Origin of the sequence: Bacillus carboniphilus, from assembly GCF_020524035.2 — a bacterium.
GTDB lineage: Bacteria > Bacillota > Bacilli > Bacillales > JAIVKR01 > Bacillus_CC.
Genome location: NZ_CP129013.1, coordinates 613,533 through 635,598, shown reverse-complemented (window position 1 = coordinate 635,598; position 22,066 = coordinate 613,533). Strand labels below are relative to the sequence as shown.

At 35.9% G+C, this 22,066-nt stretch carries 24 protein-coding genes and 2 pseudogenes; 14 read left to right on the top strand and 12 right to left on the bottom strand.

Annotation, left to right across the window (positions count from 1 at the left end; translation table 11 throughout):
• Positions 1 to 726: 726 nt before the first annotated feature.
• From LC087_RS03265 to LC087_RS03255, 3 genes are read left to right on the top strand one after another with little or no spacing between them, the layout of a single operon-like run.
• A complete protein-coding gene (locus LC087_RS03265) occupies positions 727 to 1,320 on the top strand; it encodes a transposase (protein ID WP_306019996.1) in 594 nt (197 codons plus the stop codon).
• Complete coding sequence (locus tag LC087_RS03260; RefSeq protein ID WP_306020883.1) at positions 1,263 to 1,853, top strand: hypothetical protein; 591 nt, start codon at positions 1,263 to 1,265, stop codon at positions 1,851 to 1,853. Before LC087_RS03265 ends, LC087_RS03260 begins: the two co-directional genes overlap by 58 nt.
• Positions 1,807 to 2,211: a hypothetical protein gene (locus tag LC087_RS03255; protein WP_306019994.1), complete on the top strand. Its 405-nt coding sequence runs from the start codon at positions 1,807 to 1,809 to the stop codon at positions 2,209 to 2,211. Before LC087_RS03260 ends, LC087_RS03255 begins: the two co-directional genes overlap by 47 nt.
• A gap of 326 nt (positions 2,212 to 2,537) precedes the next feature.
• Here LC087_RS03255 and LC087_RS03250 read toward each other — a convergent pair whose 3' ends face one another.
• The 3 genes from LC087_RS03250 to LC087_RS03240 all read right to left on the bottom strand — a co-directional run bounded on the left by LC087_RS03250 (position 2,538) and on the right by LC087_RS03240 (position 5,582).
• Entirely contained in the window at positions 2,538 to 3,047 is a 510-nt protein-coding gene (locus LC087_RS03250; protein WP_226543432.1) for an SMI1/KNR4 family protein, read from the bottom strand.
• Positions 3,048 to 3,204: 157 nt separating this feature from the next.
• Positions 3,205 to 3,711 (bottom strand): SMI1/KNR4 family protein, encoded by a 507-nt coding sequence (locus LC087_RS03245; protein ID WP_226543434.1) that lies wholly within the window; start codon positions 3,709 to 3,711, stop codon positions 3,205 to 3,207.
• Positions 3,708 to 5,582, bottom strand: a complete 1,875-nt coding sequence (locus LC087_RS03240; RefSeq protein WP_226543436.1) for an HNH endonuclease — start codon at positions 5,580 to 5,582, stop codon at positions 3,708 to 3,710. The genes LC087_RS03245 and LC087_RS03240 overlap by 4 nt, the downstream gene beginning before the upstream one ends.
• Before the next feature lie 184 nt (positions 5,583 to 5,766).
• Here LC087_RS03240 and LC087_RS03235 point away from each other — a divergent pair, with 184 nt between their 5' ends.
• The 3 genes and pseudogenes from LC087_RS03235 (at position 5,767) to LC087_RS19560 (ending at position 8,098) form a co-directional block, all read left to right on the top strand.
• Positions 5,767 to 5,946: a hypothetical protein gene (locus LC087_RS03235; protein WP_226543438.1), complete on the top strand. Its 180-nt coding sequence runs from the start codon at positions 5,767 to 5,769 to the stop codon at positions 5,944 to 5,946.
• Between the two features lie 240 nt (positions 5,947 to 6,186).
• The gene (locus tag LC087_RS03230) at positions 6,187 to 6,762 is read left to right on the top strand and encodes a helix-turn-helix domain-containing protein (RefSeq protein ID WP_306019990.1); all 576 of its coding nucleotides are present in this window, start codon (positions 6,187 to 6,189) and stop codon (positions 6,760 to 6,762) included.
• Between the two features lie 110 nt (positions 6,763 to 6,872).
• Positions 6,873 to 8,098 (top strand): annotated as a pseudogene (locus LC087_RS19560) (ISL3 family transposase).
• A 367-nt stretch (positions 8,099 to 8,465) separates the two neighbouring features.
• Here LC087_RS19560 and LC087_RS03215 read toward each other — a convergent pair.
• The 3 genes from LC087_RS03215 to LC087_RS03205 form a co-directional block, all read right to left on the bottom strand.
• Positions 8,466 to 8,975, bottom strand: coding sequence for an SMI1/KNR4 family protein (locus tag LC087_RS03215; protein ID WP_306019986.1), 510 nt, complete (start codon positions 8,973 to 8,975; stop codon positions 8,466 to 8,468).
• A gap of 70 nt (positions 8,976 to 9,045) precedes the next feature.
• The gene (locus LC087_RS03210) at positions 9,046 to 9,456 is read right to left on the bottom strand and encodes a hypothetical protein (RefSeq protein WP_226543456.1); all 411 of its coding nucleotides are present in this window, start codon (positions 9,454 to 9,456) and stop codon (positions 9,046 to 9,048) included.
• Positions 9,457 to 9,528: 72 nt separating this feature from the next.
• Positions 9,529 to 9,993 carry an NUDIX hydrolase gene (locus LC087_RS03205; RefSeq protein WP_226543453.1) on the bottom strand — a complete coding sequence of 155 codons (465 nt, stop codon included), beginning with the start codon at positions 9,991 to 9,993 and terminating at the stop codon, positions 9,529 to 9,531.
• Positions 9,994 to 10,139: 146 nt separating this feature from the next.
• On the opposite strand from LC087_RS03205, the gene LC087_RS03200 reads away from it, so the two are divergent.
• Together LC087_RS03200 and LC087_RS03195 are read left to right on the top strand one after the other, a co-directional pair.
• Entirely contained in the window at positions 10,140 to 10,469 is a 330-nt protein-coding gene (locus LC087_RS03200) for an MFS transporter (protein ID WP_306019982.1), read from the top strand.
• On the top strand, positions 10,451 to 11,362 hold the full coding sequence (locus LC087_RS03195) for an MFS transporter (protein WP_306019980.1): 912 nt from the start codon (positions 10,451 to 10,453) through the stop codon (positions 11,360 to 11,362). Before LC087_RS03200 ends, LC087_RS03195 begins: the two co-directional genes overlap by 19 nt.
• Before the next feature lie 114 nt (positions 11,363 to 11,476).
• On the opposite strand, the gene LC087_RS03190 is transcribed toward LC087_RS03195, so the two are convergent.
• Positions 11,477 to 12,589: an RNA-guided endonuclease TnpB family protein gene (locus LC087_RS03190; protein ID WP_306019978.1), complete on the bottom strand. Its 1,113-nt coding sequence runs from the start codon at positions 12,587 to 12,589 to the stop codon at positions 11,477 to 11,479.
• Positions 12,590 to 12,871: 282 nt separating this feature from the next.
• Positions 12,872 to 13,570, bottom strand: a complete 699-nt coding sequence (locus tag LC087_RS03185; protein ID WP_226539048.1) for a PadR family transcriptional regulator — start codon at positions 13,568 to 13,570, stop codon at positions 12,872 to 12,874.
• A 121-nt stretch (positions 13,571 to 13,691) separates the two neighbouring features.
• Between LC087_RS03185 and LC087_RS03180 the strand changes: the two genes are divergently transcribed.
• The gene (locus LC087_RS03180) at positions 13,692 to 14,165 is read left to right on the top strand and encodes a ferritin-like domain-containing protein (RefSeq protein WP_226539047.1); all 474 of its coding nucleotides are present in this window, start codon (positions 13,692 to 13,694) and stop codon (positions 14,163 to 14,165) included.
• 621 nt (positions 14,166 to 14,786) lie between these two features.
• The gene (locus LC087_RS03175; RefSeq protein WP_226539046.1) at positions 14,787 to 14,993 is read left to right on the top strand and encodes a DUF5316 family protein; all 207 of its coding nucleotides are present in this window, start codon (positions 14,787 to 14,789) and stop codon (positions 14,991 to 14,993) included.
• A gap of 156 nt (positions 14,994 to 15,149) precedes the next feature.
• On the opposite strand, the gene LC087_RS03170 is transcribed toward LC087_RS03175, so the two are convergent.
• Both LC087_RS03170 and abc-f read right to left on the bottom strand, forming a co-directional pair.
• Complete coding sequence (locus LC087_RS03170; RefSeq protein ID WP_226539045.1) at positions 15,150 to 15,404, bottom strand: hypothetical protein; 255 nt, start codon at positions 15,402 to 15,404, stop codon at positions 15,150 to 15,152.
• A 107-nt stretch (positions 15,405 to 15,511) separates the two neighbouring features.
• Complete coding sequence (abc-f, locus tag LC087_RS03165; protein WP_226539044.1) at positions 15,512 to 17,083, bottom strand: ribosomal protection-like ABC-F family protein; 1,572 nt, start codon at positions 17,081 to 17,083, stop codon at positions 15,512 to 15,514.
• Positions 17,084 to 17,458: 375 nt separating this feature from the next.
• On the opposite strand from abc-f, the gene LC087_RS03160 reads away from it, so the two are divergent.
• The 3 genes from LC087_RS03160 (at position 17,459) to LC087_RS03150 (ending at position 19,131) form a co-directional block, all read left to right on the top strand.
• The gene (locus tag LC087_RS03160) at positions 17,459 to 18,046 is read left to right on the top strand and encodes a TetR/AcrR family transcriptional regulator (RefSeq protein WP_226539070.1); all 588 of its coding nucleotides are present in this window, start codon (positions 17,459 to 17,461) and stop codon (positions 18,044 to 18,046) included.
• A gap of 1 nt (position 18,047) precedes the next feature.
• On the top strand, positions 18,048 to 18,617 hold the full coding sequence (locus LC087_RS03155; protein ID WP_226539043.1) for a DUF2269 family protein: 570 nt from the start codon (positions 18,048 to 18,050) through the stop codon (positions 18,615 to 18,617).
• Positions 18,618 to 18,687: 70 nt separating this feature from the next.
• The gene (locus LC087_RS03150; protein ID WP_226539042.1) at positions 18,688 to 19,131 is read left to right on the top strand and encodes a DoxX family protein; all 444 of its coding nucleotides are present in this window, start codon (positions 18,688 to 18,690) and stop codon (positions 19,129 to 19,131) included.
• Positions 19,132 to 19,162: 31 nt separating this feature from the next.
• On the opposite strand, the gene LC087_RS03145 is transcribed toward LC087_RS03150, so the two are convergent.
• Together LC087_RS03145 and LC087_RS03140 are read right to left on the bottom strand one after the other, a co-directional pair.
• A complete protein-coding gene (locus LC087_RS03145) occupies positions 19,163 to 19,423 on the bottom strand; it encodes a metal-sensitive transcriptional regulator (protein ID WP_226539041.1) in 261 nt (86 codons plus the stop codon).
• A gap of 218 nt (positions 19,424 to 19,641) precedes the next feature.
• Positions 19,642 to 21,280, bottom strand: a pseudogene (locus tag LC087_RS03140) (CoA-disulfide reductase).
• Between the two features lie 211 nt (positions 21,281 to 21,491).
• Between LC087_RS03140 and LC087_RS03135 the strand changes: the two are divergent.
• Positions 21,492 to 21,962, top strand: coding sequence for a GNAT family N-acetyltransferase (locus LC087_RS03135; protein ID WP_226539039.1), 471 nt, complete (start codon positions 21,492 to 21,494; stop codon positions 21,960 to 21,962).
• The last annotated feature ends 104 nt before the right edge of the window (positions 21,963 to 22,066 follow it).

The window sequence follows — 22,066 nt, the reverse complement described above, 5'->3', positions numbered from 1 at the left end:
GCACGGGCGTTGTCCCTAAGATGGGGACGTTCTTAGCCCGTGAACCATATTGTACGTACACTGTGAGTGCTTCGATGCCCAGGACGGGCTAGTGCAGGCGTTGCTCTCGCGACGTGGCTGAACTTAGCCTGCGTTCCTTAAGCAGACCGCCTCGTTCTTGTCTAGCTTCAGCCCTTACATCCTCGAGGTCATAAGTCAAACATTTAGTGAAGGTAAAGAACACCTTCACGTTATGTTCGCCTTATGCTGGTCGGATGTGAGCAAAGGGCTTCAGCTTTTCTATTCAGCGCCCTTTTTTCCTTACTTTTTGAACACACACTAAAAGTTAATTTACCCCTATTACTAGTTCTTTCTTTCATTTTGCAAGTACCTTCTTTCAATCAAAATTCCCTTACATATAGGTACTGGAGAGTCAAAAGTTCTCCGGAATTTTTCAAAGCTTTTTCCCCATACTCGATGTTTTTTATGTAATGGTAAGGGATTCCCCTCGCTTTCCGCGGACGACCTGTCAAGCCTCCTCGTTCGTGCCTCACATTGCGGGGTCTTGACTAGCCCGTTTTTCCGCAGGAGTCTTGGGGTCCCTTACAAAGTCCATTTTATAAAGATGACTCAATCCCTTAGAAAGAGAATTTTCTGCATAAAAAATAACCCTTCTGCTTGATTTCATGTTAACCTATTAAGCGACTAAACAAAATAAGGAGACATGTCATCCGAGAAGAGTTATCTTTGATATTGTATCAAACTCAACAGCGAATGACCATAGTGATTATGTGGAAAAGAATAGATAAAGAACTTTCAGAATTTAGGACCTGTTTTACACGACAAGCTACCTATGAATGGTTTGTCGTCATGATTATTGGATTGATGTTACGTTCCGATCAAGTAGGATTAACCTCCATCATTCGTGAGCTTTCGATCTCACCCAAGTCCTATCCTGCTATGATGCATTTTTTTAGGTCCCAAGCTTGGAAGTTAGAGGATCTTATTCAAACATGGACGAAGCTTGTTTATCGTAAGGCACCCATCTATAAGAAAGACGGCATCACCATCTTGGTAGGAGATGGCGTGAAGCAATCGAAAGAAGCACGAAAAATGCCTGGTGTGAAGAGGTTACATCAAGAATCAGAAAATTCCTCAAAAGCCGAGTTTATCTTTGGGCACATGTTTGGTGGGATAGGTGTTCTCATTGGCGATCCTTCTAAGAAACTATTTTGTCTTCCTCTTTCGATCAGGCTCCATGACGGTGTCAACATGATTCGAAATTGGAGAAAAAACAGAACAATTATGAATGTGAAGGTTCTCACATTGTTCAAATCATAAACGATGCGTTTCAAGCAGCTAAATGTATGGGAGAATCGCTCGTACTGCTTGATGGCTACTATTTATCCATTTTTGCTCTTATGAAACGGGCAGAACTGTTAGAGAAATCAGAAACGATGCTTCACCTTTTGACTAAAGCCAAGAAGTCTTGTAGGGCTTATACAAAGCCCGGTGAATATAAAGGGAAAGGTCGTCCTCGTAAAAAAGGAGAGACCATCAAACTTCAAGACCTCTTTACATCAAGGAAGAGTGAATTCGTAGAAGCAACCGTCCGTTTATATGGAAAAGAAGAGACCGTTCGTTACCTTTGCCTTAATTTATTATGGGGGCAAAAGCTTTATCAAGAACTGCGATTCGTCCTTGTCATGTATGGAGAAAAAACAGCCATTCTTGTTACAACGAAGCTCGATTTAGATCCCGTTAACATCATTGAATTGTACAGTTTTAGGTTCAAAATTGAATGTACGTTTCGAGAGCCTGAAACAAGTGATGAATGGATTTGGGTATCAATTTTGGTCAAAAGCCATGCCTAAACTGAGACGCTATGCAAAAAAAGGAATGATTCATCCATTAGAAGAAATGGAGGATGAAAAAGAGAAAGAACTCATCTTGTCCGCTTTGAAAGCAATCGAGGGATTTGTCATGTGTAGTTGTATCGCCATGGGGATGCTTCAAATGTTGTCTCTTACTTTTTCAACTAAGATTAATGAGAGTCCTGTTCGATTTTTACGAACGAAGTCCAACCCTATTGTCTCAGAAGCGACCGTTGCCTATTATTTAAGGAAGACGACTTTTTCGCTTTTTAGTAAAACGAGCCGTTTATGCATAAGTCGAATAATGAAAAAGAAGCAATCAGACCCTTTTTTTGACGAGGATCTGAAGGCTTCTTAAAGGTGAAAACTTTTGACTGACAAGATAGGTACTTGCAAAATTTATATCTTTTAGGACATACAAATTAGTGACTTTGTAAATTCTTCAGTAATGTCCTCATATTTAAACAATACCCTTTCATAATTGAAACCACCTCCGTAAGAATCCTTTACCGTTACATGAAAGGTTAAAAATGAATATGAAGGAGGAAGTAACAAAATGAAAAGATTATTAGCAATAGCAATCATCTCTATTTACACAGTAGGTGCAGGTTCCATGTTACTATCTGGATATGTTCCTGAATCATAAAAAGCCCTAAAATAAAGGGCTTTTTTCTTTAGTTGATTCTACATATCATCTTCGTCAAATTCGTACAATGAATTTAAGAAGTCCGTAAAGGAGTCTGCTACATAAAAGACATTTTCTCTTGCCCTTTCTTCTGCTTGTTCTTCTGTTAAACCCTCTTCTTCCATCAGCATATCTTTTTCCCAAGCACCTTCATGTTCCCAGAATACTACTATTGGATTTTCTTCATGGTCTTTATAGTCAAAACAGATTAAGTTACCTGCTGGGTCATATACTATAGGAACCATTTTTTTAGGTAAAGTATCTATGTAATTATTAAAAACCCTAATTATATAGTCATCACTTTCTTTATCGAACGAAAGTAAAGTTCCAAACACTTTGACATCATCTTTTACTTTGAAATAATAAGGTATTACTGCTGATCCATTATTAATTCTAGCACATTCTATGTAATCCTCAGGGAATTCATATCCTAGTTCATGTCCAACTTCTTTTATAAATTCGCTTGATACTTCCTTATCCGGAAATGGCCATTGTAAATTTCCCCTCATCTTATACCCTCTCCCCATAGTTTATTTCCTCCAAAATGCCCAACTCTATGTTTTTCTGTTTTCTATTTTATTGCATAATTAAGTCTTTCTCTAAATAAAGGGAATGCCCATGTTAGCATCCCCAGTTATTTTTATTCACTCTTGTACCAACAGTCTATTAATCATCTTCCTCACTAGCGTATAGAGAATTTATCAAATCCGTAAAGGAGTCTGCTACAAAAGAGATGTCTTCTCTGACCCTTTCTTCTGCTTGCTCTTCTGTTAAGTTCTCTTCCTCCATTAACTCATCTATTCCCCATACAATTTCATGGTTCCAAAATACTATACTTGGATTATCCTCATGATCTTTAAAATCAAAACATATTAAATTTCCTGCTGGATCATCAGCTATAGGTAACATCCTTTTGGGAAGCCTCTCCTTAACTAATTGATACATTTTAACAATATTTTCACTACTTTCCTCATTAAAACTAAATAAACCTCCAAAGCACCGTTCTACATTTCCAACTTTAAATTCTTGTGGAGATACACTAGCTCCGCCATTTACACTTACACAATCAATGTAATCTTGTGGTAAAAGAAAACCTAATTGTATTCCTATTTTTTCCACATCATCTTTCGACACCTTTGATTCAGCATATTCCCAAATTATATCTTTCCTCACCTTATTCCCTCTCCCCATAATGTATTCCCACCAAGGTGCCCAACAGATACATGAATTTCTTTTACTACCAATTGCATCCTACCTGATACTTGGTGGTGATGCCACGTTAAACCTGAGATTCTTGCTTTCTCATTCATTATTTGATCAAGTTGAACTTTAGTAAAAATACTCTTTGATACTTCACCTTTAATAATTGCGTCCTTCAATACCCTTGTGCATTCTTCAAATTGAGGTGTATCTTTCATATGATAAAACTTTTCATCAAGATTTAGTGTATATTTAAGATTCTCTCCTTTAAAAATAGGAAACCCTAGTACATCAAATTCTACTCCTGAAGGATGAGTTCCTCCTGCAAGCTTTTTGTTTATTATGTTACTTTTAGGGGATTCATTCAAATGTTTATCCACAAGTGCAACAACTTCCTTAAACTCAACAACATTTTTATATCCATATTCTTTAATGGTGTTATTATCTACTTTACTCAAGAAATCATCAACACTGCTATAACCTTTTGGAACTACGGATCTATTAACCAAGTTCCCATCTGCATCATAATCATTTTTAATGACTTCATCTACACGACTTTTGACACCAAGCTTAAATAAGACCGCATTAATCTTATTTTGAATAGTTTGAGAGTTTAATACATTTCGTGCCCCGCTGAAAGCATAGGCAAAGTTACTATCAGGGTTGGTTAGTCTTTGTACTCCACCTCTTACTCCATCAATAAAGATGATACTACCATCTTTAACGTCTTTAATAAACTGAATGGTTCCTTTTCTAACGCCTTGAAAGGCAGGATGATTTCCAACAAGGTCTTTTACTTTTGTTTTTATTTCATCAGGAACAGGTTTTTTACCATCAATTGCATTTCCTAATTTCCCTACTTTCGTTATTTTCTCTAGTTGTCCAGCATATGGAATAAATGAAGGTACCGCACCACCGGTGACATACGCAATTCCTTCCTCTTCATACGTATCTGAGAAGGATTGACCGATTGACTCAACGGCACCCATTGGGTCTTCGATAATTTGTTGAAGAGAAGCTGTATACTTATCTATTCGTTGATTGGCTGACGACTTCAAAATTTCAGGTTCCACAAAATCAGGTATGGCTTGTGATAAGTAAATAATCCCTGCGTCTTCCACAATCGTATATAATCCTTTTGCTAGTTCGTACAGTCCATTCGATAGACCTCTTATGAAATCAACATCCGCTTTAACATTTGCTTCAAGTCCATCCCAAACACCTTCAAAGAAGTCTGTGTATTGGTTTTTCACTTTACTAGCTTTACTTTTGTAATCATCATCAACATTTTCAAAACGTTTGACTTTGGTATCATATAACTCCCAAAGTTCATCCATCCTTTTACTCAGGAATGTTTCAGTTGCTTTTATTTCATTTCGGATAGAAGATAGCTTCGCTTTGTTACTATTACTTTTTTTTATTTCACTTTCGGTTGGTTCATCCAAAATGGAATAGAAAGGCTGACTTTCTGCTATGTTTTTTGCTTTTAGTACATTCCTAGTGATCCCCTTTTCTATTTGCAGTAAATTCACCCATATATCATCTCGATCTATTCTCATCATAGCGTTTCTTGATAAGGGTGAAATATAGGAAGTGGTATCCTCTACATAGCTTTCAAAAAGATTTAATAGATTCTCTATTTGGTCCTGATAGCCTTTTATGTATTCTTTCGATTCTTCTATTCTATCGATCCATGAGTCCACACTTTTCCCTTGATTCTGCTTAGCAAATTGAGAAATGGTTTGTAAGGAAGATTCCATGTTGTCTAGTGCCCGTTTATAGACATGAAGCTGTTCAATGATTCCATCTAGCACTCCATAATTAATTTTTAAATCTCTTGCCATCCCTTCTCTCCTTTCCCAATTACATTTTATCCTTCACACATAAAACCATTATAAGAAAAAAAACCTTTTAATATAGGGGGTTGAGTGAATTTTTTTTAAAAGATCAAATAGAAACTTTATTCATTTATGTTACATTTAAAGGGATTTAAATTAAAAAATCATTTAAAGGGGAGGGCAATAATATATGTCAGAAACTTCACGTATTATGGTGATAGATGGTTTAATGTGGCTGTTTGTATTCCTTGTTTTTCTAACGCTTGGTTCGGTTCTTAATATACTTTTAAAGATGACAAAACTACATCATTGGATAATAACTCTTTTTCTAAGTTTTATGCTTGCCTTTTTTACAGTCTCGGTTGTTTAAAGTTCTTGCAATTACATACAGTTAAGCGTGTTAGAATGTCCTTAAACCGGTATTCTAGGTATATTATTAAAAAACTACCATCTAAACATTTAGGTAGATCAATAGTATATCTCAGAATTAGAAGGGGAAACGAGAGAAGGTGTCGAACTAACTTAGATGAATTATTCGCTTCTTCGCTGTTTAAGATGGTGCAATAGTGACGATACTGGATTCTAAAACAATAGAATACAGGTGATCAAGATGTTAATAGAAGTGAAGGGTATAGAAGAGGTCTTTCATATTTCGGAACCATGGTATATAGAAAGTTGTATATTTAGCAATGAACATCAACAATTAGATGTCTATGTAGATATTCGTAAAGGTGCACGGTTTTCCTGTGCGAATTGTGGAGCAGAAAGCCAATCCGTATATGACATAGCTGACTACAACCGAACGTGGAGGCATTTAAATTTCCTCGAATATCCCTGTTATATCCATGCAGAATTACCTAGGACGGATTGTCAGAACTGCCAAAAGGTTCATCGTGTGAAAATCCCTTGGGCGATTAAGAGTCGATCCAATTTCACGATCCTTTTCGACGCATGGATTATGACCCTGGCAAAAGATATGCCTATGAGTGCGATCAGCCGTTTAGTTGGTGAACACGATACCCAGTTGTGGAGAATTCTTCACTATTATGTGGACAACGCGATTGAGTCTCAAGACTTATCAGAAGTGACGATGATTAGTACAGATGAAACCTCTTCAAAGAGAGGGCATAACTATATCACGATTTTTATGCTTCTTCGCTACTTACAGTGTAAAGTAAGTGCTTAAATCTAAACATCTGAAATCAACTCAATTAATAAAAAGGGCTTCTTCGCTGTTTAAGATGGTGCAATAGTGACGATACTGGATTCTAAAACAATAGAATACAGGTGATCAAGATGTTAATAGAAGTGAAGGGTATAGAAGAGGTCTTTCATATTTCGGAGCCATGGTATATAGAAAGTTGTATATTTAGCAATGAACATCAACAATTAGATGTCTATGTAGATATTCGTAAAGGTGCACGGTTTTCCTGTGCGAATTGTGGAGCAGAAAGCCAATCCGTATATGACATAGCTGACTACAACCGAACGTGGAGGCATTTAAATTTCCTCGAATATCCCTGTTATATCCATGCAGAATTACCTAGGACGGATTGTCAGAACTGCCAAAAGGTTCATCGTGTGAAAATCCCTTGGGCGATTAAGAGTCGATCCAATTTCACGATCCTTTTCGACGCATGGATTATGACCCTGGCAAAAGATATGCCTATGAGTGCGATCAGCCGTTTAGTTGGTGAACACGATACCCAGTTGTGGAGAATTCTTCACTATTATGTGGACAACGCGATTGAGTCTCAAGACTTATCAGAAGTGACGATGATTAGTACAGATGAAACCTCTTCAAAGAGAGGGCATAACTATATCACGATTTTTATGGATCCCCAAAAAAAGAATGTCATCCACGTCACAAAGGGAAAGGACTCTAGTACATGGGAAGAGTGTAAGAAACATTTAGAATCTCGCGGAGGACAGGCAGAGAAAATAACAGAAGTATGTATGGATATGTCCCCTGCTTTTATTAAGGGAGCGAAAGAAAACTTCCCAAAGCATCCATCACATTTGATAAGTTTCATGTCGTCAAAGCCGTAAATGAAGCAGTAGACGATGTGCGTCGTAAGGAACAAAAAACGTGTAAAGACTTAAAAAACACACGATATGTCTGGTTAAAAAATGAGAAAAACTTAACAAGCTCTCAAAGAGAAACCCTTGATCGTTTAAAAGATTGTAACTTAGATACAGCGAAAGCCTATCGTATGCGAATAAGCTTTCAAGAAATCTTTCAATACCCTCGTGAAATTGCCCCTATGGTATTAAACGACTGGATTGAGTGGGGACTTCGTTGCAGACTGAAGCCCATGGTAGATGTTTCAAAGACCATTAAAGACCACTATGACGGAATTATCAGGTGGTTCTCATCCAAGCTAAACAATGGCTTATTAGAAAGAATTAATAGTGTCTTTCAGGCTGCCAAAAGAAAAGCACGAGGCTATCGTTCGCATAAAAATATGGTGGCCATGGTCTTTTTACTCCATGGAAAACTGGACTTCAAATTAAATAAATAAAAAAGAACAAGTAACAGTTTGGAGCCATACCTTGCTTCACAACTGAACTCATTCCCTTGTCCAGTAAATAGTGTAACCAGGGATCCGTTTTTTAACCCTGTAACAGGTGGAAAATACTGAGCGAGCAATTGGACTTATTCCCTTGTCCGCTTTTAAGTCTTTTAGAAAAGAAGTTTTTTATTTTCTAAATAATCATTCTAAATGGCGAAGAGCCAATTTATTTCCTCAAAAATGGCCAACTTCATTTTTTCTATTTGACATTTGATGTCGAAATTTGGTCTACATCTACAAAAAAGGGAATGCCAATGTGAGCAATCCCTATCAAACTTGTATTTGATTTATTCTTAAAACATAGTGTATCTGAACTCTAGAAATTCTCCTCATCATCTTCATACAACAAATTCAAAAAGTCTGTAAATGTATCGGCTACATAAAAGACATTTTCTCTTGCCCTTTCTTCTGCTTGTTCTTCAGTCAATCCTCTTTCAGTCATCCATGCTTCTTTTTCCCAAGCACCTTCATGTTCCCAGAATACTACTACTGGATTCTCTTCATGATCTTTATAGTCAAAACAGATTAAGTTACCTGCTGGGTCATTAGCAAAAGGCACCATTTTCTTCGGAAGTAACTTGTTTATATCATGATAATTATTCACTATATCTGACGGACTATCAGGTTGATTTATCTTTAATAGCGTACCAAATACTCTCTCTATACCACTAACATCAAAACAATCCGCGACAGGGTTACCCCCTTGATTAACTTTTACACATTCTTTATAGTCCATTGGAAAAACAAAACCTATTTTTTCTTCAACACTATTAATTAATGTGATGTCAACTTCTCCATCTGTAAATTCCCATTTAACTTTACTCACCTAATATCATCTCCCCATAATTTATTTCCACCTCTTTTATTTTTCTAGAAAGCATTCTTAACTTGATATTCTATTTTGAGGAACTGTCAAACTTCACCTCTGTTTTTTCATCATACTGATTATAGCCTGCAGAAATCCACAAGACCCCTTCAAACTCATCTTTTTTCCAGGTTGAAATAAAGCCTGACCAATCATTACTAGGATCGTTATCGTCTAAAGCAGATTCTTCATGAACAACTTTCCATCCCATTTTAGGAATCTCATTTAAATAGTAGTTATATATATCTTCCCATTTCTCTCCGTCTATGACGTACTCGTTTCTAGTCGGTTCCAACCCCTTATATAAAGGAATATCGTTATGATGTTCTGGAATAATAGACATTCCTTGATAGGTTTCATCTGTATTTCTTTGATAAATAAACAAACTTATTACAATTAAGACTAAAAGGCTAAAAAATGAAAAGACCCTTTTTTTATTCATTTTACCCTCCAATAAAACGATCATTAATATACTATTCTTCATTAAACTAACATTCTTTTTTGTTCACTTTTTCTATTTCTCTTTATCATATTTCTCTAAAAACTCATCCAAAATCACTTGATGACTCTTAACTATTTTTTCGGGTAACTCGTTAGGATATAAAAATTCACATTTATTAATTTCTGATTGATCAATTTTTATTTCTCCTTTATACCCTTCTGCAAAATAGGCAATTGTCACAACATAAAACTCATCGCCATTTTCAGCAATCACAAAGTTGTCCTTTCCCGAATAAACATTGATTAGTTCAAGTTCGTTTACTTCAAGTCCAGTCTCCTCAAATAATTCTCTTCGTGCAACTTCTTCTGTCGATTCTCCTAGTTCCATTAAACCTCCAGGAAGCCCCCAAGATTCTTTTGGATATTTTCTTTGTTGAAGTAAGAGCCTTCCTTCACCATCGATAATAATGACCACTGCTCCTACCAAGATTAACGGCCTGTGACCGACTATCTTTCTTAACTCTTCAACATACCCCATCTAACCCCTCCTCTATTTAAGATGAGTATTTCTCTATTTTACCATTAAATTAACTTCACTCTATAAAACAAAATTATATCAATGCGATATATCGTTATGATATATTTAAATGGGAACAGATCAAAATAACGAAGGAGGAATTCAATTTGTCGTTATTTAGCCCTTTAAAAATTCAGTCTTTTCGCTTGATGTTCTTTGGTCAATTGTTATCTGATTTTGGAAACTGGGTTCATTTCACCGCTTTAGCAACTCTCATTGCATACCATTGGGAACTTGGCCCAGGAGCACTCGCTGCCTTTACCATCACTCTTGGAATCCCGTGGATTCTCATCGCCCCAATTTGTAGTGTGTGGATTAACGAAACGAACGCAAAAGTCATCATGGTTTTATGTGATCTAGCTAGAGCCATCACCACTATAGGACTAATTTTTTCACCCAATATTTACGTTTTATACTCTTGTTTATTTTCTTTTTAAGTTCTTTTGGTGCTGCTTTTGATCCAGCTAAACAAACGATGATAAAGATGATTATTCCTAAAGAAAAACTAACTGAAGCCATCTCGTTAAGCCAACTATCTGTAAACTCGATGAAAATTATCGCCCCAGCAACTGGTGGCGCTCTATTAATCTTTTTAAGTCCTCAAAAAGTCCTTGTCATTGAAATTGTGTTATTGTTACTTTCGGCCCTCATTTTATCTAGAATCAAAGCCGAACCTGTTAAAGAATTTCACCATGAAGAGAAATTAAACCTTACTAAGGAAATCATGTTAGGTTTTAAACATATTTTTTCAAACAAACAATTATCAATTTCAATCCTCTTAATGTCACTTGGGCTTTTCTTCGTTTTTCTGTATGATTCCTTACTAGTTTTATGGTCTAAACAAATTGGGTTTGAGGAATCAGACTTTGGCTTATTTTTAAGTATGATTGGATTAGGGGCTGTCATCGGATCATTGATAATGGGGAAATGGGGAAAATGGAGAAAAAACCCTGTTGTCTTTATGTGTTTAGCTGGTATAACCTCAGGAACCTTCATCATTTTATTAGGAATGGGTGGTATAGGAATCTTGAAGTTACATACTTTCACATGGGTAATAATCGTTCTACTGATTGGAATCCTTGGCGGAACGGCTTCAGTCCCTTATGGGTATGTCATTCAAACAGAAACAACCTCACAGTTAATTGGACGAGTTTCAGCTGCTGGTCAGGCGTTAATAACCTTTTCAATGTTGATTGCTCCAGCTCTTGGGGCGACACTTGCTAATCTTTTTGGGGTTGGGTATGTGTTTTTAATTTCAGGAATCGCATCCTGTCTATCTGCTATCATTTTTTATTTACTATCAAATACTATTCAAAACAAGAGGAATTAGTGAACTACATACCACCTACGCTAGCGCTTAGAGGTGGATGCTTCCTAGGTACAGAAACCTAATGGTCTCTAATGGACTAGGCGATCCCTCGTGAACCAAGAGTTCTTGTTTCCTTTATGTAAGCTTTCGAATACCTTCGTTTTTGATATTGATTGACGCATTCCAATCACGATCGGATGAGAATCCACAATGACAATCGAAAACTCGGTCAGAAAGCGTCAATTCTTCCTTGATTTGACCGCAATTTGAGCACGTTTTTGAAGAAGGAAACCATTTATCAATCTTGATTAGTTTCTTTCCTTGTTCTTTTAACTTGTACTCTAAATAGGATGTGAACCTCCCCCAGGCATTATCAGCTACACTTTTACCAAACTTCAATGCTTGAGACATCCCTTTCATATCGAGGTCTTCAATAATGACGCAATCGTATTGGTTTGCGAGTCTATAAGACTGTTTATGAAGAAAGTCTTTTCTTTGGTTGGCGATTTTCTCATGAATTTTCGCTACTTTTAAGCGCTGTTGATGCCAACGAGAAGAGCCTTTTGTTCGTCTAGCTAATATGCGGCTTTCTTTGGCTAGCTTCTCTACCATTTGACGATAAAAACGAGGGTAATTGGCTTTCTTACCTGTTTCACTATCGACAAATAAGCCATTCATCGCAAAGTCTAGGCCAATCAATGAACGAGCGGGTTGTTCTACAATTTTCTTTTCATATTCAGTCAAGATGGACACAAAAAACTTCCCTGTTTTGGTCATGGAGATCGTACACGCTTTTATCTTATGTCCATCAGGTATTGGGCGATGCTGTTTGATTTTTATCCATTTCAGTTTTGATAGTTTGATCAATCCATCTATAAGTTCAATATTTCCATTTACAACGTTTGTTGAATAGGATTGTCTCGATTTACGACTTTTGAAAGTAGGAAAGTCAGCCTTTTTAGCAAAGAAGTTTTGATACGCTTTTTGAAGATTAATTTGTGCATTCGCTAAAGCGAGTGAATCAACTTCCTTCAACCATTCGAATTCTTTTTTGTACTGGGCAGGTGTCGGGAACTTTTGCATTTTCAAGGTTTCCTTATCATCCTTATATTTCTCATAGGTTTTCTTACGGTCATCTAACATTTTGTTGTACACAAAACGCACACACCCAAAGGTTCTGCGAATAAGAGAAGCTTGTTCACGTGTAGGATAGATACGGAATTTATACGCCTTGTTTAGCTTTGTCACGATTTTCACCTACCTTGACATTCTATAACAATATTATACAAAAAAAGAACCGATTCATCACCCACTTTCTCTTCATTTAGAAGTGGGCGACTTCTCGGCAATTACGTTAAAAAATGAAGAAATGCATACACCTTAAACTTTTCTATCAAGGGGCTTTGTAAGAAGTCATTTTACAGACAAAAGTATAAGCCAAGAATGCTGTTTTTTTTCACCATTCTTGGCTTTGGATTGCTCTTATTTAATACGAAAGAGGACTTTCTAAGCATCTCCTGTTTAACTAAATCAATCTTCATCAACTAAATCCTTTCGCAAAGCCTCAATTCTTCTAGCCTTAGCTTTCTCAAATAATTGATCCGGGTCTTGACGAGGAATGTTTGATTGTTGATTCATCACTGCTACCATTTTTTCATACCATTCTATATCAAAACGAATACGAGCGATAATAAAATCCATGCTTATTCCACCGATTTCACCTATGGCAGAAAGATCATTCTTAGTCCACTCTTCAAAATGGGATAACATTTCCCTATTCTCTTTTAACCGCGATCGTAAGTGATGAATTAATGATTTTCTGTCTTCTGGGCTCCCTGTATCCCAAAAGCTCATTTTAATAAAAAGTTCATCTCTCATTTCTGGAGGAGATGGTGGCTGATTTAGCCAATGAGTTAATTCCGTCCACCCTTTAGAAGTAAGCTCATATATCTTTGTTTTACGCCCCTCATTTCCAGTATGTAACGTTTGAATAAGACCTTCATCTACGAGTTTTTTTAATTGTGGATAAATGCTACCAAAGCTAACTCTTCCCCATCCTAATTCTCTTCCTTTATACTCGACTTCTGATTTAATTCCATATCCCGAATTTGGTGCCCAACTCAACACACCTAGTAAAATATGTTTAACTGACACTTCATCACCCTTTTTATTAATATATCGTACCGACATAGTACCACTGGCATTGTCGGTAGTCAATTTATCTTTCAAAACTAGATATTCCTTATGGTTTATGTCCCCTCACTTCTATTATCTATACTTTCCTCAGTGTCATTTTTGGGTCATTAAACATACGATGTTTTTGATATAACAAGGAAAGGAGAATTTAAAAGTGCAAAATAAAGCTGGAATTGAACAAGTTGTTTACGGCCTGAATATTGATTTAGCCTGGGAATATGCGGCTGCAGTTCAATATGCACAACATGCCAATATGTTGAAAGGGGCAGCTTACTTTACAATCGCAGAAGAATTAAATGAACACGCTAAAGATGAGTTTGGTCATGCAATCATTTTAAATGAACTCATTCAATATTTAGGTGGTATTCCCATGACACAAGTGGCTCCGGTATCAACTTCACTCGACAATATCGACATGCTTCGCCAAGATTTACAAGGGGAATACGATGCAATCCACCGATATTTACAAAGAATAAATCAGCTTGAGTCTCTTGGAATGTATGATTCCTCTGAAAAAATTCGGGAAATTGCTACTCAAGAACAAGAGCATGCCATTGACTTAGAAATGGCTCTAGGTATTGAAAAAACCATTATTCCTGCTCCAACACTGTCGTTTGACTCTAATTAACTCCTTTTAAATGGTAATAGAGTATATTTTTTAATCTATACAAAATATACTCTTTTTTTAGTTCGTTTCAAATAAAAAATACACTAAAACCTACTTTTCCTAATCAATTTGATCGGGATAAAACCTCTTTCTACTATATATAACCAAGATAAGAAAAAAGTTGTAGTAGCTCATAATATGAGAAGGGGTATCGTTGACATAAACATCTCTTACAAATTCTGTCCCCTTTTCAATAGTGAACTCTTCTATGAGAGAGATACCTTCTTTGTTCCTTTAGAATAAAAGTTTGATACGTTTCCATAGTAATTTCCGGTCATATCATTTAGCCTTATTTTAACTTTTCCAACTTCACTTTCTGTAAATCTCTTACCCTTTTTGATTTCGTGCACTCTAAGATCCCATACGACGAATGAATAGGCCCATGATAAGGCTTGAACAGAAGACGAAAACAAGACAAACACAACCAACAAGAGAAATCCTTTTTCATAAATCCCTTCATTTCAAGGCAATAAACTAACTATTTCCAAAGAGGTTAAATGAAATCCTGCAACAATTTCTCCTATTCTACATAACATTATGTGAAGAATCCCCATTATTAAAGCAGAAATGAGGTGAATTTCATTGATTCCTTTTTTCTTTTGCATTGGTGCAATAGGCGTCTTTGTCTCCGCATTTACTCTTGGTGCATTCACCGATGGTATGCAGCATCGTGCTAATAATTACACAGAAACGAAAGAAGATAGACAATCAAGAACAAAAATCGGAATCTATAGTGGACTTCTAGGTTTCCTTGCTCTTGGGATAGCAGCACTAATCTATTATGTATAAGACTTCATGAATGACCATCGACTGAGGATGGTTTTTCTTACATTACACACCATTAAGTATAAATAACCATAACTTTAAATCGCTATTTTACTTAAAATTATTAATCAATGGAAAGCCCTTCAATCTTTATGGCTGAAGGGCTTCACTAAAAATTTTTTAAGCGGGGCCATAACACCAGCCTAAAACAAGAAATATGATTGTATTTGTGTCTTTACCAGGTTGACGTAAGGCGATAACTGAATTTTTAGCATATTTAAATCGACCTTCTGTGAAGCTCCCATCTAATGTGCCAACTCGAATTAGTTGATTTCTTTCAAAAGTATTGTTAAGGACATTTTCAAGTTCTGCTACATTACTTGAATTTGCACAAAAGTTAGAGTTTGCTTTAGTAATAATACCTTTCACCTCCATCCTTATTAACTCTTTATATTAGATGCATGGATGATAGATATTGCTTGTGCTACAACCTACTATTTTATTTTAAGTTCCAAATTATCCGTTTAATCAAAGTAGACCCTTCATTTTACTTGAAGGGCTTTTCTCTCACTTTTCATCATTATTAACTCTTCGTAACGCTTTTCTAACATTTTCTTTTTATCAGGGTTTTGTTCAAGAGATAGTTTTCCGATTAGTTCTGACAATTCCATTTCAATTTTCAGTTGGTCTACCTCTACCTTCTGTTTTTTTACCAATCCCTCTTCTTCCTTTAACATAGCTTGATGATTTTCAATGACGATTAAATGGGTGGCTAGATGTTTGATGAAAGATCTGTCATGTGAGACAAAGATAATCGTCCCTGGGTACACCTTTAACACCTCAATCAAGGATTGCTTCGTCTGTAAGTCTAGAAAATTGGTTGGTTCATCAAGAAGTAACACATTAAAGTCTCCTAAAAATACTTTAGCAAGTGCAGCTTTCACCCTTTCTCCACCACTTAACATGGACACGTACTTTTTGACTGTTTCTCGTTTAAATAATAGCCTCGCAAGTACTGTTCGAATGAATTCTTCTGGATAAGGGGACGTGTTTTTCACGTTTTCAAGTAGTGTTTTCGTTTCATCCAGATTATCCAGCATTTGATCAAACAAGCCCACTCTTGCTGATTTAGAAATCAAAATCCCATCCTGTTTGTTAGCAATCATATTAAGCAAAGTCGATTTTCCAGCACCATTAAGCCCTGTAATTGCTACTTTTTCACCTGGTCGTATAGCCCCTGACAAACCACTGAACAGATGTTGAAGACCGGCATTTGCTTTTACCTTATCAAAAGTCACAACACGCTTATTATGAATCGGTCTGAAATATTGCAAATCAAATCTGATTTCATCGTCTTGTTTAGGCTTTTCTTTTTTGTCTAGTTGGGCAATTCTAGATTCGATCGCTTTGACACCTTTATCAAGTTTTGCTTTTTTTTGACCTGTTTTTCTTTTATGCAGTCTCGCTTCGGAATTCCCCATTCGAGAAGGGGCTTTTTTTAACGCTTTTGATTTTTCACTTTTTTGAATAGCTGCCTTTTGTAGACGATTTTTCTCTTTCACGTATTGTTGATACTCAAACGTTTGCCGTTCACTTAAAGCCTTTTTTTGGATAACATAGTCTTGATAATTACCTTGAAAAACCGTTAGTTCCCCACGATCCACTTCCCAGATTTGACCGCATACTTCATTTAATAATTCTTGGTCATGAGAAATGACTAAAACAGCACCTGCAAATTCTTTTAGTTTCTTTTCTAAGAATTCTATTGATGGTAAATCTAAATGAGTCGTTGGCTCATCCGCCACTAAAAGGTCACAATGAGTAGAAAGGGATTCTTTTATTTTTTCTTTAGTTCTTTCGCCACCACTTAAATTAGATGGTAGTTCAGGGTCACCCTCTATTTGAGGAATGTATCCAATTGAACATAAAGAGTGAATCGTCCCTTGATCAGGTTTCAACTCATTTACTAACATTTTGAGTAATGTTGATTTCCCTTGCCCATTTTCACCGACAATTCCAATACGTTGACCTCGATAAATACAAAGCTCATCTACCTTTATGATTAAACGGTCACTGTAGTATTTTTCAATGTTTTTCGCTTCTAATAAAAGCACAAAAAACCCTCCTAATCGCTAGAGAGGATTGTTCATAAGGATGACGTACACGAAAAAAATAGGGTTTATTATAACTAAACCCAAAGTTATTTTGCACAACGAACAAAAGACTGTGTACTTAAAAATGAACAGACTAATCCTATCTAGACCGAATTTTCTTATTAATAACTCTCGTCTAAAAAAAGGATTATAACTTCATTCGCCTAAGTACCGCCTTTCTGTAGTTTAACAGTAGTTTACTTCATTTATTAGGAAACTGTCAACCTTTCATTTCTAACTTATCCAAAGTAATCAAATATGTTGTTGACAAACCGACAGTCGGTTTATTACTATAAGAGTAGAAACCATCATAACTAAGGAGGTTTTCTATTGTCTATGAAAAAAGACCAAACAAAAAGGTTACTCTTACGGGCAGTACATGATTTAGTAAAAGAAAAAGGCTGTATAAAGATGACCTTAAATGACATTATGGAGAGAACGAAATTATCAAAGGGCGCCATTTACCATTATGTAAAAAGTAAGGATGAATTACTTGGTTTAGTTTTAATGGAAAAGTTAAATGAAACTAATGACCGCTTTTTTGCGAAAGTGAGTGAAGGAAAGAAACAATTGCAGGAGCCTTTAGATGAAATTACACAGAACGTTTCCTTTATTGAAGAACCATCAGAAGTAACCAACCAAATTTTCATTTATTTATTAAGCAGGCAAGACAACCCTCAAGTGAAAAAGATTCTGAAACAATTTTATGAGTTTAATATAAATTTATCAAAGAACTGGATTCACTCTGGACAAGAAAACGGTGTCATTGATCCTTCTATTCATGCACAAAAAACGGCAGAATTGTTTGTTCTTATTGCCTATGGGTTGAGGGCAAGAAGCGCCATCACAGATTCTTCATTTGAGTTTACTGCAAATGATTATATAAAGTTTATGGAGAAAACATTAAAAAGAGGAGAGGGTTAATATGGATACTCTTCTATATCTTCATATATTTGGAGGGATTCTTTTAGTCGGTAACATTATCACTGCTGCTTTTTGGAAAATAAGAGCAGATCTTAGTAAAGATGTACGGCTCATTCATTCAACTGCAAAAAACATCATGATTGCTGACTATTGCTTTACGATACCTGGGATTCTTTTAGTGTTAAGCACTGGAATATGGATGGCTGACAAAAACAATTATCCACTTTTATATGGAATTTCATGGAGTTCTTTTTCTTTTTACTTATTCACTTTAAGTGGTATCATTTGGTCTTTTTTTCTTTTACCTATGCAACGAAAAATGATTAGATTTAGTTCCCAATCAGTTAAGGAAGGTAAAATCTCATCTAACTATCTTAAAGTGCGTGTTCAAAAAGGAGGGGGAAAAGGGCTGAGAAGAACGAGGCGACGAAGCTATGAGCACCACAGTGTACGTTCTCTGTACATGAGGAGTGGAATAGCGAGACAACAAAGTTATTCGACAGCAATTTTTCATGACTTTTTGAACAACCTCTTAAAGTCTCTTTTTATTGGAATGTGTTTGGAACAATAGCTACTTTGTTACCTGTCATCGTTTTATATTTAATGATATCAAAAGGTTTATAATAAAGGAGTGAGATTAAATGGCACCTTTAATCATTTTGATTACATCGTTTTTATTGTTTTATTTTTCTGGAATTATGTTTGTCCCTTATTTAAGTGATTGGCAAAATAGTCTTCAATTTGCTGTCTCGATCATGTTTTTCTTTGCAGCAAGTGCTCATTGGGGAAAAAGAAGAGACAACCTAATAAACATGGTACCTCCAGTTCTTTCAAAAAAAGAAACTATTGTAACAATAACGGGTGTATTAGAAATTGCGTTAGCCATTGCATTATTCCTACCTGCTACACGCTGGATTTCGTCTATTGCGTTAGCCATTTTACTTATTGCCATGTTTCCAGCCAATATACGAGCAGCTAATCAGAAGCTCTCCATAGGTGGCAAGCAAACACTTCCTGTCTTCCCGAGATTAATGATCCAAATTGTTTTTTTTCTTTCTGTTTTAGGAGCTGGATGGCCTATATAAGTGGGTAGTGCTCTTTCTACCCACTCATTTTTCATCTACTTTTTATAAGTAATTGGATCGCTTCTTCCACCATTCCAGAGGTATCTTCACCTAATTGATCTTTTTCAAGAATACACTGCTCAAGGTTTAAGGCAACAATTTGGGCAATTGTTCGATCAACCGCACTTCGTACAGCTGATAATTGTGTCACAACTTGTTTACAATCCTTTTCTTCCTCCATCATTTTCAAAACACCGCGAACTTGTCCTTCTACACGTTTCAATCTATTTTTGGTTTGTTCATTATAGTCCATTGTCGTCATCCTCTCTTCTTCTAAAGCCATTTTAAATAATGTAGAAGGTTTATTCAAACCTTTTCTTGTTTAATGATATAGTTTAATTAATAAAAACTGGAGAAGGTAGTAAAAGTAAATGGAATATTATGAAGGTCGTAGTGAACTTATGTTAAGATTTTAATGTGAAAGTTTGTGAAACTAGCAGTTACCAAAAATAACTGCTAGTTTTGATTGATTTAAACTATTACACTGGAATACAGCTTATACCCACCGTCTAAGTTAATGGCATCCCAACCATGTTCCTTCAATATTCGTACAGCTAAATAGCCTCTAAGCCCGACTTGACAGGTAACATATATCTCTTGACCTTTTGGTAATTCAGCCAAACGATCACGCAGGTCATTCAATGGAATATTAATAGATCCTTTAATCATCCCTCTTGCTACCTCATTTGAATCCCGAACATCAAGTAAGAAACCTCCCTCTTTCACTACTTGATCAATTTCATGCCATTGGATCGTTTTAACAAATCCATCTATGACATTTGAGGCCACATACCCAGCCATGTTGACTGGATCTTTCGCAGAAGAAAAAGGCGGAGCATACGCTAACTCTAAATCAGGCAATTCATGAGCCTTTATTCCTCCTTTTATAGCCGTTGCAATCACATCAATTCGCTTGTCCACACCGCCTTTACCCACCGCTTGAGACCCAAAAATGTGACCCGTTTCTTTATCAAAGATAAGTTTTAACGTCATTTGATTTGCACCTGGATAGTACCCTGCATGATGAACAGGGTGGACATGAATCACTTCATAAGGAACGTTTAATTTGTTTAAAACTTTTTCACTATTTCCTGTAGTAGCAACCGTCAAATCAAATACTTTTACGATTGAGGTACCCATTGTTCCTTCATACTTAACCTTCTTCCCATGAATATGATCAGCCACAAGGCGTCCTTGTCGATTAGCTGGCCAAGCAAGAGGAATATACGTTTCATGTTGATTTATAAAGTCTTTTACTTCAATCACATCACCAATTGCATAGATGAATGGATCAGAAGTCTGAAGTGATTCATTTACTTTTATAGCCCCCCCTTATCCCTAGTTCTAATTCAGCATCCTTGGCTAGTTTGTTTTCTGGTTGAACCCCAATGGAAAGGATGGTCATATCTGTTTTTATTTCCGCTCCACTTTTCAGTTTCACAGCATGTCCTTTTTGTAAAAATTTTTCAACCCCATCATTCAAAATGACTTCAATTCCTTGTTGACGTAACTTTTTATGGACAATTTGTGCCATTTCAAAATCGATAGGCGCCATCACTTGGTTGGCCATTTCAATAATTGTTACATGCAGTCCGCGCTTCACAAGATTTTCTGCCATTTCAAGACCAATAAATCCTCCACCAATGACGACCGCATTTTTTGGGTTTTGCTCGTCCACATATTGTTTTATTCGATCTGTATCTGGAATATTTCTTAAAGTAAACATCTTCTCATTCTCTTTTATTCCGGGAATTGGCGGAATAATTGGCTTTGAGCCCGGAGATAAAATAAGCTGATCATACGACTCTTCATATTCAATCCCCTGATGTTTCACTGTTATCCTTTTTTGTTTTCGATTAATATGAATGACTTCTGACTCGTTACGTATATCAATATTAAACCTTTTTGACATTCCCTCAACTGTTTGAACAAGTAATTTATCACGTTTTTCAATCACTTCACCGATATAATATGGTAATCCGCAATTAGCAAATGATATATATTCACCCTTTTCAAACATAATGATTTCATCTTGTTCACTTAAACGACGTAATCGAGCAGCAGCTGAAGCGCCACCTGCCACACCACCTACAATTAAAATCTTTGTCACCTAATTCTCCTCCTTCAATTACAATCATACATTCGTTTCTTTTATGAATCGTCAAAGAGCACCACATTTTTATTACACACACTTAACAATAAATAACGATACTTACCCCTATAGGTATGTTATTATACCTGCATAGGTATGTCAAATAAAAAATAATTTTTAGTTGAAACCATAAGTAGTAATATTAACAGAAAAGAAATGGAGGCTTCTAATGAATATCACACAAACAACGAACTATGCTGTAATTGCTGAACTAAACAAACCTGTCCATGACCTTCACTTCGATTTATATCCAAATTACTTTAAGCAATATGATGAAAAAAAGATAACGACTGCATTTAAGAAGCTTGTTAGCAATACTAATCATATTTTTTTATTACTCGAAGATGAAAAGCAGAATTTCCCAATTGGCTATGCATGGGTTGAAATAAGGAACTATCCGGAGAACCCCTTTAAGAAAGGGTATCACTCTCTATATGTACACCAACTTAATATTATTGAAGCAAAAAGGAACAAAGGCTATGGTTCTCAACTAATGGAATACATTTACTCTTTAGCAAGGGAAAAAGAAATAGCATTAGTAGAATTAGACTATTGGGTTAAAAATGGAGTCGCAAAGAACTTTTATAAAAAACATGGATTTATAAAATATAGAGAATTTGTATATAAAGAGATAAATTAGAAAAATGAGATTGTCCGAAAACCACGCAAACTAGTTTAAGGTAACAGCATTGAAAAAATTGGCTAACGATTGATTTTCTAGGTTGTTATCGTTATTCAAAAACG

Bases quoted from the DNA above. Each gene is read 5' to 3' on its own strand.
- LC087_RS03170 (WP_226539045.1), bottom strand. From the start codon at position 15,404: ATGGAGGTGAAAGGTATTATTACTAAAGCAAACTCTAACTTTTGTGCA.
- LC087_RS03160 (WP_226539070.1), top strand. From the start codon at position 17,459: ATGAAAAAAGACCAAACAAAAAGGTTACTCTTACGGGCAGTACATGAT.
- LC087_RS03150 (WP_226539042.1), top strand. From the start codon at position 18,688: ATGGCACCTTTAATCATTTTGATTACATCGTTTTTATTGTTTTATTTT.
- LC087_RS03235 (WP_226543438.1), top strand. From the start codon at position 5,767: ATGTCAGAAACTTCACGTATTATGGTGATAGATGGTTTAATGTGGCTG.
- LC087_RS03155 (WP_226539043.1), top strand. From the start codon at position 18,048: ATGGATACTCTTCTATATCTTCATATATTTGGAGGGATTCTTTTAGTC.
- LC087_RS03210 (WP_226543456.1), bottom strand. From the start codon at position 9,456: ATGAATAAAAAAAGGGTCTTTTCATTTTTTAGCCTTTTAGTCTTAATT.
- LC087_RS03230 (WP_306019990.1), top strand. From the start codon at position 6,187: ATGTTAATAGAAGTGAAGGGTATAGAAGAGGTCTTTCATATTTCGGAA.
- LC087_RS03250 (WP_226543432.1), bottom strand. From the start codon at position 3,047: ATGAGGGGAAATTTACAATGGCCATTTCCGGATAAGGAAGTATCAAGC.
- LC087_RS03145 (WP_226539041.1), bottom strand. From the start codon at position 19,423: ATGGACTATAATGAACAAACCAAAAATAGATTGAAACGTGTAGAAGGA.
- LC087_RS03240 (WP_226543436.1), bottom strand. From the start codon at position 5,582: ATGGCAAGAGATTTAAAAATTAATTATGGAGTGCTAGATGGAATCATT.
- LC087_RS03205 (WP_226543453.1), bottom strand. From the start codon at position 9,993: ATGGGGTATGTTGAAGAGTTAAGAAAGATAGTCGGTCACAGGCCGTTA.
- LC087_RS03135 (WP_226539039.1), top strand. From the start codon at position 21,492: ATGAATATCACACAAACAACGAACTATGCTGTAATTGCTGAACTAAAC.